General features: G+C 34.3%; 12 protein-coding genes. 2 read left to right on the forward strand and 10 right to left on the reverse strand.

The features are described from left to right. Positions 1-342 precede the first annotated feature (342 nt). Positions 343-771: a hypothetical protein gene (locus B5X64_RS04930; protein ID WP_139377601.1), complete on the forward strand. Its 429-nt coding sequence runs from the start codon at positions 343-345 to the stop codon at positions 769-771. Positions 772-1,309: 538 nt separating this feature from the next. Here B5X64_RS04930 and B5X64_RS04935 read toward each other — a convergent pair. The 5 genes from B5X64_RS04935 to B5X64_RS04955 form a co-directional block, all read right to left on the reverse strand. Then, a complete protein-coding gene (locus tag B5X64_RS04935) occupies positions 1,310-2,008 on the reverse strand; it encodes a hypothetical protein (protein ID WP_079464187.1) in 699 nt (232 codons plus the stop codon). A 160-nt stretch (positions 2,009-2,168) separates the two neighbouring features. Continuing rightward, on the reverse strand, positions 2,169-3,611 hold the full coding sequence (locus B5X64_RS04940) for a TolC family protein (protein ID WP_164463446.1): 1,443 nt from the start codon (positions 3,609-3,611) through the stop codon (positions 2,169-2,171). Further along, entirely contained in the window at positions 3,598-6,792 is a 3,195-nt protein-coding gene (locus B5X64_RS04945) for an efflux RND transporter permease subunit (protein ID WP_079464189.1), read from the reverse strand. The genes B5X64_RS04940 and B5X64_RS04945 overlap by 14 nt, the downstream gene beginning before the upstream one ends. 74 nt (positions 6,793-6,866) lie before the next feature. Next, complete coding sequence (locus B5X64_RS04950) at positions 6,867-7,949, reverse strand: efflux RND transporter periplasmic adaptor subunit (RefSeq protein WP_079464295.1); 1,083 nt, start codon at positions 7,947-7,949, stop codon at positions 6,867-6,869. A 145-nt stretch (positions 7,950-8,094) separates the two neighbouring features. Then, positions 8,095-8,484: a hypothetical protein gene (locus tag B5X64_RS04955; protein ID WP_074231821.1), complete on the reverse strand. Its 390-nt coding sequence runs from the start codon at positions 8,482-8,484 to the stop codon at positions 8,095-8,097. 247 nt (positions 8,485-8,731) lie between these two features. Between B5X64_RS04955 and B5X64_RS04960 the strand changes: the two genes are divergently transcribed. Beyond that, complete coding sequence (locus tag B5X64_RS04960) at positions 8,732-9,112, forward strand: hypothetical protein (protein WP_079464190.1); 381 nt, start codon at positions 8,732-8,734, stop codon at positions 9,110-9,112. Between the two features lie 34 nt (positions 9,113-9,146). Here B5X64_RS04960 and B5X64_RS04965 read toward each other — a convergent pair whose 3' ends face one another. From B5X64_RS04965 to porK, 5 genes are all read right to left on the reverse strand, one after another. Then, positions 9,147-10,178, reverse strand: a complete 1,032-nt coding sequence (locus B5X64_RS04965; protein ID WP_079464191.1) for an NAD(P)/FAD-dependent oxidoreductase — start codon at positions 10,176-10,178, stop codon at positions 9,147-9,149. Between the two features lie 119 nt (positions 10,179-10,297). Next, a complete protein-coding gene (porN, locus tag B5X64_RS04970; RefSeq protein WP_066678739.1) occupies positions 10,298-11,236 on the reverse strand; it encodes a type IX secretion system ring subunit PorN/GldN in 939 nt (312 codons plus the stop codon). A gap of 22 nt (positions 11,237-11,258) precedes the next feature. After that, positions 11,259-12,854 carry a type IX secretion system motor protein PorM/GldM gene (porM, locus tag B5X64_RS04975; RefSeq protein WP_079464192.1) on the reverse strand — a complete coding sequence of 532 codons (1,596 nt, stop codon included), beginning with the start codon at positions 12,852-12,854 and terminating at the stop codon, positions 11,259-11,261. A 40-nt stretch (positions 12,855-12,894) separates the two neighbouring features. Further along, complete coding sequence (porL, locus tag B5X64_RS04980) at positions 12,895-13,587, reverse strand: type IX secretion system motor protein PorL/GldL (protein WP_066678736.1); 693 nt, start codon at positions 13,585-13,587, stop codon at positions 12,895-12,897. 56 nt (positions 13,588-13,643) lie between these two features. Continuing rightward, positions 13,644-15,059 carry a T9SS ring complex lipoprotein PorK/GldK gene (gene porK, locus B5X64_RS04985; RefSeq protein ID WP_079464193.1) on the reverse strand — a complete coding sequence of 472 codons (1,416 nt, stop codon included), beginning with the start codon at positions 15,057-15,059 and terminating at the stop codon, positions 13,644-13,646. Positions 15,060-15,072: the final 13 nt, after the last annotated feature.

Below are 15,072 nucleotides of genomic sequence, written 5' to 3' on the forward strand. Positions count from 1 at the left end.
AGCTTAAGTGGCTCAAATCTTCAACAAAATGTTTCGAAATTTGTTCATCTAAGGCTACAAAAGCGTTGATTTTCAACGCTTTTTTTTGTTTTTAATGAATTCTAATATTTCTTGTCTGCATAACTTGCATCAGTAAAATTACTAATTGCTCTATCAGTTTTTCATTTATTATTTACGTTTATCTGTAAAAAATAAGCGCAAATGTATATGCCTTATATTAACGTAATGCGTAAATTTGAGTGTTATCTGCAATATTATAAATTCATATTCCAAATGAGATACCCACTATTTTTATTGATATTATTTTTAATATTTTCTTGTGAAGAAAAACCAGAATTAAAAATGGATATTAAAACGGTGAAAACAAATTTGAATCTTAATAATAATCGATATTTAAAAGAATATCATCCTGAAAAAATTGGTCAAGAAGTCGAAATTCAATTTGTAAAAAATAAAAATAATAATAAATTATATGGAATTATGAGTTGTTCCTACAATAGTAACTTCGTACTTGACAATAAGGATTTTTCGTTTGAAACATTTAGATGTGATTCCAACTTTCCTGTATATGTACATTTTGAAAACAATATTTCTGAAAAATATAAATTATTGGTGACAAAAAATCCTAAGTCAAAAAGTAATTATTTCAAAATTGGATTCAAAAAAATTATTTTTCCAAATAAATATTATTCTTTTGAATCTTTCTGGGAAAAAGTCGAAAACAAAAAATACGAAATCCTCTGGAGCGAACCGATAAAATTTGAAAATTAAGTAATGAAAGATATTAGAAATAACATTGCATTGACAAAATGCGGGGTAAATAATATATAATCAAACTTTGAATACACAAAACAAAAACCAAATCGATTGATCTGGTTTTTTGCTTGAAATGCAGTTTCAAAATGCATTTCGACAATATAATGATGTGTATGAATGTTCAATAGATATTCTTTCGTTTTAAAGCAAAAGAAATAAAAGTTCAAAACTGAAACCTTTTGCTAACATTAATAATCAATCCTAAAATTCCCAAAACCCGTGCGGATTATTTATTGTAATTGGTTATTAGCTTAACCGCTTCCAAGCAATGGGAATTTTATTTAATGGATTAATCTTTTATTTTTTTTTCGCTACAGTTTTATAAATCGAGTCATTTGTTTTAATTTCTAAATTATGATTTTAAAGCCCATTTCTTAGCCCCGATTGGAGCAATTGTTTGAGCTCATTTTTTTGGATTCGGCGGCGGCTTTGCCGCCGCCGAAACTAAAAAATAGCGAGTGCGGAAAGCGGGATCAAGCTCCTAAAAAAAAAATCAATTACAAATCGTAAGAAAACTATGTCCTCTCATGTGAATTTTCATCATTGCTTCAGATCTTAATTCGCTGTAAATACTTTGATCAAAAGCCTGAACTTCATTCAATTTAGAGTCTATGAAATCTGCAATTCGTACCACCGAAAAATAAAAATTTCGGTATAAAGACATATCTACCGTACTTCCGAAACGAGGAAGAAAAGCCTTTAAAAACGGAAGTTTTTTCTGATGCAAATCGTAGTTAGGATAATAGCCTGTTTTTTCTTTTGCAGTGATCAATTCGTAATGATTGATATAATCCAGAACCGTTTCATTTTCTTTCATTGAAATTTTATTTTTCTGAAAATATTGATGGATTCTGTCTAAAATATGTTGAGCATATTCCATCATCGTGATGCTTTTTATTTCAGAAATATTGCTGATTCCCGTTTTGAAATTCTTAGCGTTTTTATGATTTATATTAAACGAAATTCCAAAGTTTTCATGATACGGAAAGAAACAATTATTTATTTCGATCACAGCATCTGCCTGCAATCTGTCTTTCGAAAAATTATAGCATAAATACGGCTTATACATCTCTTTCAGATGAAGAAGAAAATCGGTCTCATTGGTATTTCGATTGTTTTCAAACCAGTTTTCAAGATTGTTATAATAATCATTTTCAAATTCTCTGAAGCTTAAATAAAACGGGATTTCCATAACTCTCAATATTTTATACTGCAAAGCTATAGCTGTAATGCGCCAAAACTTGACGCGTTTTATTTTGATGTAAATTATTTTCAATAAAAAAGTCCGGCTCTAAAAAAATTAGAACCGGACTTCAACGAATGAAATAATGATATGAATAAAAAAACTAAACCTATTTCCAGCCGCCACCTAAACTTTTGTAGATGTCGACAACAGTACTTAACTGTTTTTCTTTGGCTTCGATCAATTCCATTTTTGCATCTAAAGCGTCTCTTTGGTTGAGTAAAACTTCCAGATAATCTGCTCTTGAGTTTTTGAAAAGCTGATTCGCAATATCAATAGATTGGTCTAAAGCCTGTGTTTCCTGAGATTTTAACTGATAATACTGATCGATATTTTTCACTTTCGACATTAGATTTGAAATATCTAAATACGCATTCAGAATGGTTTTGTCATATTCATACAAAGCTTGAATCTGTTTTGCATCTGCCGTGTGAAAATTAGCTTTAATGGCACTTTTATTAATCAGTGGTCCTGCCAATTCTCCAACCAAATTGTAAGCAATAGACTCCGGCATTTTAACTAAATAAGAAGGTTTAAATGCTTCTAATCCTAAAGTTGCAGAAATTTCCAAACTTGGATAGAATTCTTTTCTTGCAGCTTCAACATCTAATTTTGCAGCTTTTAATTCTAATTCAGCCTGCTTAATATCGGGGCGGTTTGCCAATAACTGAGACGGAATTCCCGTATAAACCGTTTGCGGAATGGTAGACATAAAACTCTCTTTCGTTCTCACAATGGGTTGTGGATAACGGCCACAAAGCGCATTGATCTGATTTTCCTTTTCAGTGATTTCCTGACGGATCGTGTATTCTGTCGCTTTTGATTTTGCCAATTCAGCCTCAAATTTTTTCACTGCCAATTCTGTTGCAGCAGCAGCTTGTTTTTGAATCTTAGCAATCTCTAAAGCTCTCGTCTGCAATTTGATGTACTGCTGAATAATATCCATCTGATTGTCCAGTGCCAATAATTCATAATAATTATCGGCAACTTCCTCAATCAGATTTGAAAGCACAAAATTCTTTCCTTCAACTGTTGAAAGGTAATGAGCAACTGCAGCATCCTTTTCATTTCTGAGTTTTTTCCAGATGTCTATTTCCCAGTTTGCCATCAAGCCACCTTCGAAATTTCCAAGCGGATCAGGCATTTCTTTTCCGGGCTCAATTTCCGTTGAAGCATCACCTGCTCCTTCACTTGTATAGCGACCTGCTTTTTTTAGTCCTGCTCCTAAACCTGCTCTTACAGTTGGAGAAAGTTTTCCTTTTTTAGCAACGACACCACTTTTAGCAATCTCGATTTCCTGAAGGGTAATCATCAACTCCTGATTATTTTTAAGAGAAGTTTCAATTAAACTTACCAAATTAGGGTCGGTAAAAAACTGTCTCCACGGTGTTGTTCCGCTATTGTTATTAACATCCTGCTGTTCATCTTGCTTAAAATTCTCAGGAATATTATTTTTAACATCGTCCTGAATAACGGTCGCCATCGGAGCTTTACAACTCGCCAAAACAAGCGATACGGCAATGGCAGCAATATATTTATTATAAATCTTCATGTTTATCATCGTGTTGATAAGGTTCTGTTTGTTCTGTTAAAGGATTTTCTTCTTCGTATTTTGCCAATCTTGTTTTATCAGCAATGGTTCCGAAAATGTAATATAATCCAGGAATGATCATCAGTCCGAAAACGGTTCCCAAAAGCATTCCTCCTGCAGCAGCGGTTCCGATAGTTCTGTTTCCTACAGCTCCCGGTCCGGTTGCCATTACCAAAGGAATTAATCCTGCAACAAATGCAAATGAGGTCATCAAAATAGGTCTGAAACGAACTGCTGCTCCTTCAATTGCTGCTTTCGCTACAGAAATTCCTTCTTCCGCTTTTTTCTGAACGGCAAATTCAATAATCAATACCGCATTTTTACCTAAAAGTCCGATCAACATGACCATTGCAACCTGTGCGTAGATATTGTTTTCTAAACCTAAAAGTTTTAAACATAAAAATGCTCCGAAAATACCTGTAGGTAAAGAAAGGATTACCGGTAAAGGAAGAATGAAGCTTTCATACTGCGCCGAAAGAATTAAATAAACAAATCCTAAACAGATCAAGAAGATATAAACCGCTTCGTTTCCACGGCCTACTTCATCTTTTGAAATTCCCGCCCAGTCGATTCCGAAACCTCTTGGTAACGTTTTATCGGCAACTTCCTGAATAGCTTTGATCGCCTGACCGGAACTGTAACCCGGAGCCGGAGTTCCACTAACTTCAGAAGAGTTATACATATTATGTCTTGTGATTTCCGAAAGACCATACACTTTTTCCAAATGCATAAAATCTGAGTATGGAACCATTTGATCTTTATCGTTTTTCACATATAATTTCAACAAATCACTTGGCAAAGCACGATATTGTGGACCCGCTTGAACGATTACTTTGTAAGGTCTGTCGAAACGGATGAAACTTGTTTCATAGTTTGAACCAATCAAAGTAGAAAGATTATCCATTGCTTTTTCTATGCTCACGCCTTTTTGTTCGGCTAAATCGTTATCGATTTTAAGCATATATTGAGGAAAACTCGCAGAATAGAACGTGAATGCGGAACCTAATTCCGGACGTTTCTTCAACTCTTTCACAAAATCGGTACTTACCTGCTCCATTTTCTGGTAATCACCACTTCCGCCTTTATCCAAAAGTCTTAATTCAAAACCACCTGCAGCACCATAACCAGGAATAGAAGGCGGTTGGAAGAATTCAATATTCGCTCCCGGAATATTTTTAGCTTTTTCTTCCAACTTTTCGATGATTTCGGCGGCAGACTCTGAACGTTCTTCCCAACTTTTAAGGTTGATCAAACACGTTCCAGAGTTTGAACCTGTTCCTTCTGTAAGAATTTCGTAACCAGCCAAAGATGAAACAGACTGTACACCATCAATATCTTCAGATTCTTTCAACAACTCTCTTGCAATCTGATTCGTTCTTTCTAATGTTGAACCAGGAGGAGTCTGGATAATCCCATAAATCATTCCCTGATCTTCACTAGGAATAAATCCTGAAGGCAATGAGTTGCTTAAAAAGTAAGTACAGGCACAGAAAATCAATAACAAAGGAAGTGTAATGAATTTTTTAGTTACTGTTTTATTCAATAACTTTTCATATTTCCCAGCTCCTTTATTAAATAAACCATTGAATTTATCTAAAAGAATTGTGATAGGACCTTTCTTTTTAGCCTTTCCATGGTTATTTTTTAGAATTAAAGCACATAAAGCCGGAGTCAGCGTTAACGCAACAACTCCTGAAAGAATAATCGATGAAGCCATTGTAATAGAGAACTGACGATAGAAAACTCCCACCGGACCCGACATAAATGCCACCGGAATAAATACCGCCGCCATTACCAATGTGATTGCGATAATCGCTCCACTGATCTCGTGCATTGCTTCTTCCGTTGCTTTTAATGCGGAAAGACCTTTTTCTTCCATCTTGGCGTGAACTGCCTCAATTACAACGATCGCATCATCGACGACGACTCCAATTGCCATTACCAAAGCGAAAAGCGAAATCATATTTAAGGTAATTCCAAATGCGGACATCACTGCAAAAGTTCCTACCAAAGAAACCGGAACTGCGATTGCCGGAATCAATGTTGAACGCCAATCTCCCAAGAATAGGAATACAACAATTGCCACCAAAATAAAGGCTTCAAATAAAGTATGAACTACTTTTTCAATTGATGCATCCAGGAATCTTGAAACGTCATAACTGATGTCGTAATGCATTCCTTTCGGGAAGTTGGTTTTCTCCAGCTGAGCCATCAATGTTTTTACATTTTTGATAACGTCACTCGCATTGGAACCGTAAGATTGTTTTACCGTAATCGCAGCAGATGGTTTTCCGTTTAATGTAGAATAAATATCGTACATCGAAGAACCAAATTCGATATCGGCAACATCTTTTAGTCTTACAAATTCTCCGGCAGATTTAGCTTTAAGAATAATATTCCCGTAATCTTTTTCATTATTAAAACGTCCGGAATATTTCAAAATATATTCAAAAGACTGAGAACGTTTCCCCGAACTTTCACCTGTCTTTCCTGGAGAAGCTTCCAAACTTTGTTGGTTTAAAGCTTCCATTACTTCATCGGCTGAAATATTGTAAGCCGTTAATCTGTCTGGTTTCAACCAAATACGCATTGCATATTCTCTGGTTCCTAAAATGTCAGCAAAACCAACTCCACTTACCCTTCTCAATTCCGACATTACATTGATATCTGCATAGTTGAAAAGGAATTTTTGGTCAGCTTTAGGATCGTCACTGTACAAGTTAATGTACATCAACATATTCGGTTCTTCACGAGTAATTTTTACCCCTTCACGAACTACCAAAGGTGGAAGTTTATTCACTACCGAAGAAACACGGTTCTGAACATTAACTGCCGCAACATTCGGGTCAGTTCCCAGATCAAACACCACCTGAATGGAAGTTTCTCCATCATTTCCTGCATCAGAAGTCATATATTTCATTCCCGGAAGACCATTTAGCCCTCTTTCCAAAGGAATAACTACAGATTTAATCAATAATTCGTTATTCGCACCCGGATAGGTTGCCGTAATATTTACTTTTGGTGGTGAAATCGCAGGAAACTGAGTAATAGGAAGTTTCATTAACGATAAAACTCCCATAAAAACGATAATCAAAGAGATTACAATCGACAGAACAGGTCTGCGTATGAATTTTTTAAACATAAAAATAATTATAAATGATAAATTATTAATGATGAATGATGGATCAATGATCGCTTATCAATTATCATTTATTTTTACTCTGCTTTTAATTTTAAAGATTGAAGAACTTTCTTCGGATCCTGGAATTTCACTTTTACTTTTTGGTCGTCTTTCACTTTCTGAACTCCTTCCAACAAGATTTTATCACCACCTGAAAGACCAGATGCGACAACATAAATATCCGGAAGTTCATAGGCAACTTTAATATTCTTAGATTTTGCTACCCCATTTTTATCGACAACAAAAACATATTTCTGATCCTGAATTTCGTAGGTTGCTTTCTGAGGAATAATTAAAGCGTTCTTCAACGGTAAAGTCATACGGATTTTTCCTGTTTCACCGTTTCTTAATAGCTTTTCAGGATTTGGAAACTTTGCTCGAAAAGCAATATTTCCAGTTTCATTATCAAACTGACCTTCAATCGTTTGAATCTGTCCGGTTTGATTAAATAAATCTCCGTTTGCCATTACCAGATTTACATTTTGATTTCCTCGGTCTGCAACATTCTTCTGATAATTAAGATATTCAGGTTCGGAAACATTAAAATAACTGTAAATATCTGTGTTGTCTGAAAGCGTCGTCAAAAGATCACCTTCATCCACTAAACTCCCTAGTTTCAAAGGAATTCTGTCAATAACTCCAGAGAACGGAGCCTTAATATCTGTAAATGAAAGATGAATTTGGGCTAATTTCATTTCAGCATTCGCTGCATCCAATTTTGCTTTTGCCATTAATCTTTCGTTTTTTGAAACAATATCGTTGTTTGCTAATGTACTTGCATTTCTCAGCTCAATTGAAGCCTGTTCAACTTCAGCTTTTGCTTTTAATAATTCTGCCTGATACAATTGAGGCATAATTCTGAATAATGTTTGTCCAGCCTTTACGTATTGACCTTCATCTACATAGATTTTCTCAAGGAAACCTTTTTCCTGAGCACGAATTTCAATGTTTTTTACCGACTGAATCTGAGCGACAAAATCTTTGTTAATAATCGTATCCATTTTTACAGGTGAAGTCACCGGATACACTGAATCTTCTTGTTTTTCTTCTTTTTTCTCGTTACAGTTAAACAGTAAGAGAACAGCGCTTAAGACAGCACCTGAGACAACTCTTTTCATCATAATTTTAGAGTGGTATAAATCGTTAAAAGTTTAATTTGAATAAATAATTCTGGAAATAGTTACATTGTGAAATCATTCAAAGCACAACGCAATGCTTTTTGTTCCGGTTCTGGAACAAAAAAGAAAATCGGAAAATGAAATTTTAGATTCTGATAGAACGAATCAGAATAAATGTTTTTACAGAATTGAAGTGCTGTAAAAATTCGGAAATTGAGGGTTTAAACCTTTTTTTGAATAATAATCCAAATGAATAAATTAACCCAAATACACTGGCAAAAACGATAATTGCCTGCACTGTATCTGAAAACTGAAAATCATCTTCAGCCAATTCTATCGAAAAACCGTCGGTAGTATTTGTTATTTGCTGAACTGAAAATTTAGCTCCTGATTGATTGGTCTGATCAATCTTATTTGGATAATTATGAGCAATATGACCCGAAAAGTCATTACGCAAAGTTTTGACATTAAGCTTGCTTTCCACCATAAAAAGCAGAAAAAGGCTGGTCAAAAAATATACGATATAGTTTCTCATTTCAAGATGCAAATGTATGCTTAGATTTTAATAGTCGATTCACTATTAACAAAATTTAACTCTTCTTGAAATCGGCTGAAAAAATGAGTGAGAGAAGCGGTTGATTATATTTAACATTAAAATAAACTCATAAATAGTGATTAAATTATTTAAATTATTAAAAATTAACATTTTTTAATAAGAAATAATTGTAATTTTACACGACCAAAGCAATATATTAGAAAAACCTTAAAAACCAAAATTACAAATGAAGAATTTTTTACTTGGATTTTTTATAATCCTCACATTATCAGCGTGTACACATTCCGCTAAAGATCCCGAAACTGCCAATGTAAAGCAGGAAACACCTACATCTCAAGATGATATTACAAAGGTAACTGTTACTGACCGCCACGGTGATGAAATGGAAATTATCACCAATAACACTAAAAATATTGTTGTGGTGAGACTAAACGGACAAAGCTATGAGCTTAAAAAAAATATAGAAAACCCCAGTTTTTCTACAGAGGATAATAAATATCAATTTACTGAAACCAAATATGAAGTCACCTTCTTAAAAAAAGATGCTGATATGGTCTTGTTTCATGCAAAAAAAGATCAGCCAACCAAGAAAATGGCTTTACAATAATAAGAAAAGACGCTTTTTTAAGCGTCTTTTTTCTTTAAAATCTATCGATTGAAATCTCTTTAGGTAATGGAATATTATTTTCAATATAATCAAATAACGTCTTTGAGAAATAACATCCATTAAGAATTCCGCGAGCTCCCAAACCGTTAAACACGTACAAATTGGAACGCTGAGCATGTCTTCCTAAAATAGGTCTCCTATCTTTTACTGTTGGTCTGAAGCCGAAATGCACTTCTTTAATTTCAAAATCATTCGGATAAAATTCTGAAAGCCCTTTTTGTAATTGCTCGACTGCAGAATTATCTATTTCGTGATGTAATTGTTCGCGATCGTATGTTCCGCCATAAAAATGGAGATTGTTGTCTAAAGGAAATAAAAAATGTTTTTTCTTAATGGTAATATCTTGCTGAATAGGTTCAGAAAGTTTGACACGAATGTGATGTCCTTTGTTTGGGTTAACAGCAATCTCTGAAAAGTATGGATTTTCTTTTACTCCCATTCCTTCGCAGAACAAAATATTTTTAAAGCTAAAATCTTTATAAGTAGAGTTTGAAGTATCAATCTCAGAATAATCGAATTTCTCTTTGACTAAATTTCCTTTATTTTCTAAATAACTCAATAAACCCACAAAAAATCCTTTAACATTCAGTCTTGCTGACTGATTAACCTTTCCGGTCTGAAAGTCGTTTTTTACACCATTTAAATGATCGAAATTTTCATCTAAAAAGTTTTTAAGGTCATCATTCGCCGATTTTTTAAGCCAAAGTTTCTGTTCGTTCTCATCATGAAAAATTCTGTGAATAGGAGATTCTATTAAATAATTTTCGCCTGTATAAGATTCAATTTCTTTCAAAGATTTTTTCAGAAAGTCAATTTGTTCCTGAGCTAACCAAAATGTAGTAAACTTTTTTAAAACTACAGGATTAATAATTCCTGCAGAAATTTGTGAAGCACTTTTCTTTCCTTCCGAGAAAATTACAAATGATTTATTATTTAAAAGTAACTGATGAGCAAAAAATAAAGCCGCATAACCATCACCAACGATGATGTAATCTACATTTTTCATATAAAAGATTTTATTTAAAAGTCATATACAATCCTTTACCACAACTATGTAAAAGGCGATTGTATAATAAAAAAACCTGAGTAAATGTACTCAGGTTTTTTATAAATATCAAGTGAAATTTAGTAATTCCACATATCGTTTTCCATTTGAAGAATCTGATCTTTGATTCTTTGGCTTTCAGCCAATTGCTCTTCAGCATTTCTAGGAACATAATCTTTAATAGTACCGTCTCCAAGACCGTTGCTTGACTTGTAGATAATTGAAGAAAATCTTCTTGCATTAATTATGTCATCAAAAGATAAATCCGCTGACGAATTTGCCCTGTTGTACACGTAATTGTTAGCTAAAATATCTCTCGCTTTTGGATAATAAACCCAGAATAAGTCTACAAGGTCATTAGCTCCTTCCATTAATTTACCTTCAGCATCAAGTCTTCCGATAGAGGTTGGATCTGGTCCCATTGCCGCGATTCCAAGAGGTCTGTATTTCATCATACCGTCTCTCTTGTCGATGAACCACATTCCCATAATTTTAAGAACTTTTACTTTATCAGTAGTCGTTCTAATATGGTCAACAAGTCTTTTCTTTTCATCTTCAGTAAGTTGCCTTCCTGAGTTCAAAATATCAATAGCTTCTTCATCTATTCTCTCACTTTCCAACTTTTTCTGGAGAGCCTCCTTACTTAGTTTTGTTGTGAAATTTTCATCATCATAAACCTCTTCTATTTTTCCGTCCATAGCTGCGTCAAGAAGAATCTGATATAAAGATCTTGTAGTTTTAGCAAGTAATCCATTTGGATTATCATAGTAAAAAGGTTGATTGATCTTGTCATTAAGATCAATAATTTCCCATACCGTCATACTTTTTAGGATGTCTTTATCATCTACAAAGCCATACTCTAAAGGAGTAACTTTATTACTAATAATAGTGTCTCCTACTTTTTTCATATTCTCAGCTCTCATTTGTCTGAATTCTTCCGGAGAAGAAGCATTTAGAATAGTCTGAGAGAATGCAAACCCAGAAGCTAATACTAAAAGACTGCTAATATATTTTTTCATAATATGAATTTACAAATTAATCTTATTGAACATTGATAGTTACCGGTGAAATATCTTTCAATATTTGGTTTCCTAAACCAGTTGCAGTTGCCTTGATATCATAGATTTGTACGACATCTCCCGATCTAAGATTTCTTAATAATCCTTCTGCAGAAGATAATCCGTTACCTTGAATCATTGTACCAGCTCTTCCAGGTAATTTTAAGATAAAGCTATTTACAGTGAATGAAACTGGGAAGTCAAAATCAGGTAATGTAGCACTCACAATTTGATTTGGAATTGAAGTTGCCGGCATAAAATTCACAGCTTTTCCTCTAATCTGACCTTGTGGCCTAGGAATTCCTTTAATTCTGTATTCAAATACTTGTGAAACAGTTTTACCATTAGGTTCTCTTCCAGAAAGAGTTAACTGTATTACATTTCCACTTTGAGGAGTAACATTCCATTTCCCATTTCCTGTACCTTTAACAATAGCACCTCCAGAAGCTGACAAGGATAATTTAGCATTATCCGCACCTAAGATTGATCCTGAAACAGGATTTTCTAATCCTCTGTACATTACGTTCATTTTATCAGCAGAAAGTAATAAACCTTTCTCAAGTTTAACTTCCTGAGGACCAGCGATTACATTATACGTATGCGTGAACGGGAATTGCTGAGCTTTTCCTGTAGCATCTGTTAAAGTAATTACACCACCAATCTTTTTCTCGCCAATACCTCCAGTGTTTAAAGGAAGATATCCTTTACCGTTTTCTTGTCTGCTTACACCGCTAATGCTAATCTTACTACTGTTTGAGTAGTTTCCTAACATTACAACTGCTTCAGCTTTCTTACCAGCTTGAACATCTGTAGGAGCAGAAACAATTGCTTCGTAGCTTGTAAATTTAATACTAGCATCAACTTTTTCCTGAAGCATTAACGCCAATGCATCAGACTGTACGTTTCTTGCATCATTCTGAATAATCTCTAGATTTGAAATCGCAGCGATAAGCGGTTGGTGATAGAATTTATTCTGAAACCAAGTCTTACCGTTTGGAGATTTTCCAGCTGGATATTCTGCAATAATCGATTTGTTTGCTCTTTCAACTAATTTTGTTAATTGAGGATTACTTCCAAAAGTAGCTACAATATATGACCTTACATCATCTAATTGTTTTTTTAGATCTAAAGCTTTCGCAGAAGGAGCATTTTCGTCACCTTCTTTAAAGAAATATTCAGTAGTCGCTTCGTTATTATTTAAAGCTGAGAAGTTTTCGCTTACGTCCATGTCTTTTCCTGTTTTAGGATCTTTATCATGGAAATCTGATTGCTTCTTTAGAATAACTTTAATATCATCAGCTGATTTTACCAAAACATCAATCTTGCTTTTCAGTACTTTATACTGCTCCCAAGGAGTTGCATAAGTATCAGGTACTTGCTGAGCTTTTGCTTCTAAAGTTTTTTCAAAAATATCTTCATTTTTTTGTTGCGTCAACATTCTCGTATCGTTTAGAGCAACAGTAGAATCATAATATGATCTGATGATTTCAACATCAATGTTGAGGGCCATCATAGCGATGAACACCAAATACATAAGGTTGATCATCTTCTGACGTGGAGTCTGTTTTCCTTTTGCCATTCTTTTTTCTTTAGTTTTTGTTTAAATTAATGGTTAAGGATTATGACTTCATAGCAGTTAACATACCACCATAAACTCTATTTAAGCTATTTAAGTTGGTTGTTAAACCTTGTAATTCTTGATTAAATTTCTCAGACTGCTCTGCTGATTTTTGCATATCTGCAACATATTTTTTAGCAAAATCTGATTGTTTTTGACCGTTTTCTAACTGCATTGCATAAAGAGCATTCATGCTTTCCATGTGTGAAGCAGCTTTGTTTAACTGATCATTGTATTTGTGTGTAGAAGCAGATACGTCAACAGTTTGATTGATTTGATCTACTGAGCTTGAAAATTTATCAATTCCAGTTCTCAATCTATCAAACAATTGCACGTCTAGTTTCGCATCCTGAAGCATTTTATCTAACTTCGTTGAAAGCGAGTTCTCTAGTTCAGCGAACTGAGCTCCTGTATTTTTAGCAGAAATATTTGAGTGTAAAGGATTTGGGTTTGCATGCTTATCTAACAATTCTGGATAAACATTTTCCCAATGGTAAGATTCTTCCGCAGCTGGAGGGTCGAATGCAAAAATAATAAAGATAATTGCCTCAGTTACAAGCCCTACTGTAAGAGCGATGTTTCCGTTAATAGGTCCAAATGTAATGTGAGTAATTTTAAGCCAAGCTCCAAGAATTACAATTGCAGCACCGAATGAATAGAAGAAATTCATCCAAGCATCTTTAGTCTTAAACATATAAGTTAGTTTTTTTTAAGTGTTATAAATTGATAATAAAAATAATTTAGGCAATATTATCTGTTAACTCTTTTCGCTTTAACAGCTGCTTCAGGAATATCTTGTACCGTTCTGAAACCGATATAACTTCTAGCAGAATCTTTGTTTTCCCAGTCTCTTGCACCTGTCATCAACATATAACCAACATCTTTCCAAGAACCTCCTCTTACAGATTTTTTGTTGTCTGTTTTAGATTTAATAGAAGGATTTAAAGTAGAAGAGAACCCGTATGCAGAATTGTTGTATCCTGAATCAGTCCACTCCGATACGTTACCTGCCATATCAAACAATCCAAAAGTATTTTTCTTGAATTTTTTCACAGGAGCTGTATAAGTATAAGTACCTTTTTTCTCATCTTCCATATAGCTACCTCTTTTTGGCTTGAAGTTTGCTAGATAACAACCTCTATCATCCATTAAATAAGGACCACCCCAAGGATAAGTTGCATTTTGTTTTCCACCTCTTGCAGCATATTCCCATTCCATTTCGTTAGGAAGACGGAAACGTAAAGGTCTTTGTTGTTTTCTTTTCAAGCTTTCATTATAATCAGACTTTAATTTAGTTCTGAAGTCACAGTATGCTCTTGCCTGATCCCAAGTTACCCCAACAACAGGATAATCTTTGTAAGCTTTGTGCCAGAAATACTGTTCAAATAAAGGCTCATTATAAGTAAAGTGGAAATCGTTCACCCAAACTGTTGTGTCTGGATAGATTGCAATACTTTCGCTTCTTAAGTAGTTTACACCTCTTTCGTTATCCGCGATAGCTACATCCATATCTCCCCATCTATAACCATATTTTAATTTACTAACATCAATAAGTCTTTCACTTCCTACTCTAGAAGAAGCAGGTAAATACATAGACTCAAGAACTTCAGCATATTCTACATCCGGATATTTTGATGTATTCCAATGTAATGGAATTTTCCAATCTAATTTTTTGCTTGCATCAAAACCGTCGTCTCTTCCTCCGGCTCCTTCAAGATATTCCTGATATGGTGTTAAGTTTTCTTCTTTTTTAGCAAGATAAGCATAGTCTCCGATGCTTGCGCCTTTACCGCCACCATCGCCACCTTCACCTGCTGCTTCAGCAAGCATTGTTCTAGCGATAGAATCTCTTACGTAATTGATGAAAACTCTGTATTCTGCATTAGTAGTTTCAGCTTCATCCATAAAGAAAGGAGCTACGGTTACCGTTTTCAAAGGTGCAGTTTCACCATTATTGGTAAATGATTCATCGGCCATACCGGCAATAAAAGAACCGCCAGGAATTGCCACCATCCCATAAGGTCTTTGTGCAACAAATGATTTTGTTTTTTCTCTAGGTATCAATTCTCCTTTTGTTCCAGGCTTCCCTACAGAAGAAGATCCACCACCTGAACAAGATACCGATGCTACCGACGCAGACAATAATAAAAGAAATATCCTTTTCATGTTAATTTTTATA

The sequence above is a fragment of the Chryseobacterium balustinum genome, assembly GCF_900168205.1.
GTDB classification, from domain to species: domain Bacteria; phylum Bacteroidota; class Bacteroidia; order Flavobacteriales; family Weeksellaceae; genus Chryseobacterium; species Chryseobacterium balustinum.

Bases quoted from the DNA above. Each gene is read 5' to 3' on its own strand.
- B5X64_RS04935 (WP_079464187.1), bottom strand. From the start codon at position 2,008: ATGGAAATCCCGTTTTATTTAAGCTTCAGAGAATTTGAAAATGATTAT.
- B5X64_RS04945 (WP_079464189.1), bottom strand. From the start codon at position 6,792: ATGTTTAAAAAATTCATACGCAGACCTGTTCTGTCGATTGTAATCTCT.
- B5X64_RS04930 (WP_139377601.1), top strand. From the start codon at position 343: ATGGATATTAAAACGGTGAAAACAAATTTGAATCTTAATAATAATCGA.
- B5X64_RS04940 (WP_164463446.1), bottom strand. From the start codon at position 3,611: ATGAAGATTTATAATAAATATATTGCTGCCATTGCCGTATCGCTTGTT.
- B5X64_RS04950 (WP_079464295.1), bottom strand. From the start codon at position 7,949: ATGAAAAGAGTTGTCTCAGGTGCTGTCTTAAGCGCTGTTCTCTTACTG.
- B5X64_RS04955 (WP_074231821.1), bottom strand. From the start codon at position 8,484: ATGAGAAACTATATCGTATATTTTTTGACCAGCCTTTTTCTGCTTTTT.
- porM (WP_079464192.1), bottom strand. From the start codon at position 12,854: ATGGCAAAAGGAAAACAGACTCCACGTCAGAAGATGATCAACCTTATG.
- porL (WP_066678736.1), bottom strand. From the start codon at position 13,587: ATGTTTAAGACTAAAGATGCTTGGATGAATTTCTTCTATTCATTCGGT.
- B5X64_RS04960 (WP_079464190.1), top strand. From the start codon at position 8,732: ATGAAGAATTTTTTACTTGGATTTTTTATAATCCTCACATTATCAGCG.
- B5X64_RS04965 (WP_079464191.1), bottom strand. From the start codon at position 10,178: ATGAAAAATGTAGATTACATCATCGTTGGTGATGGTTATGCGGCTTTA.
- porN (WP_066678739.1), bottom strand. From the start codon at position 11,236: ATGAAAAAATATATTAGCAGTCTTTTAGTATTAGCTTCTGGGTTTGCA.
- porK (WP_079464193.1), bottom strand. From the start codon at position 15,059: ATGAAAAGGATATTTCTTTTATTATTGTCTGCGTCGGTAGCATCGGTA.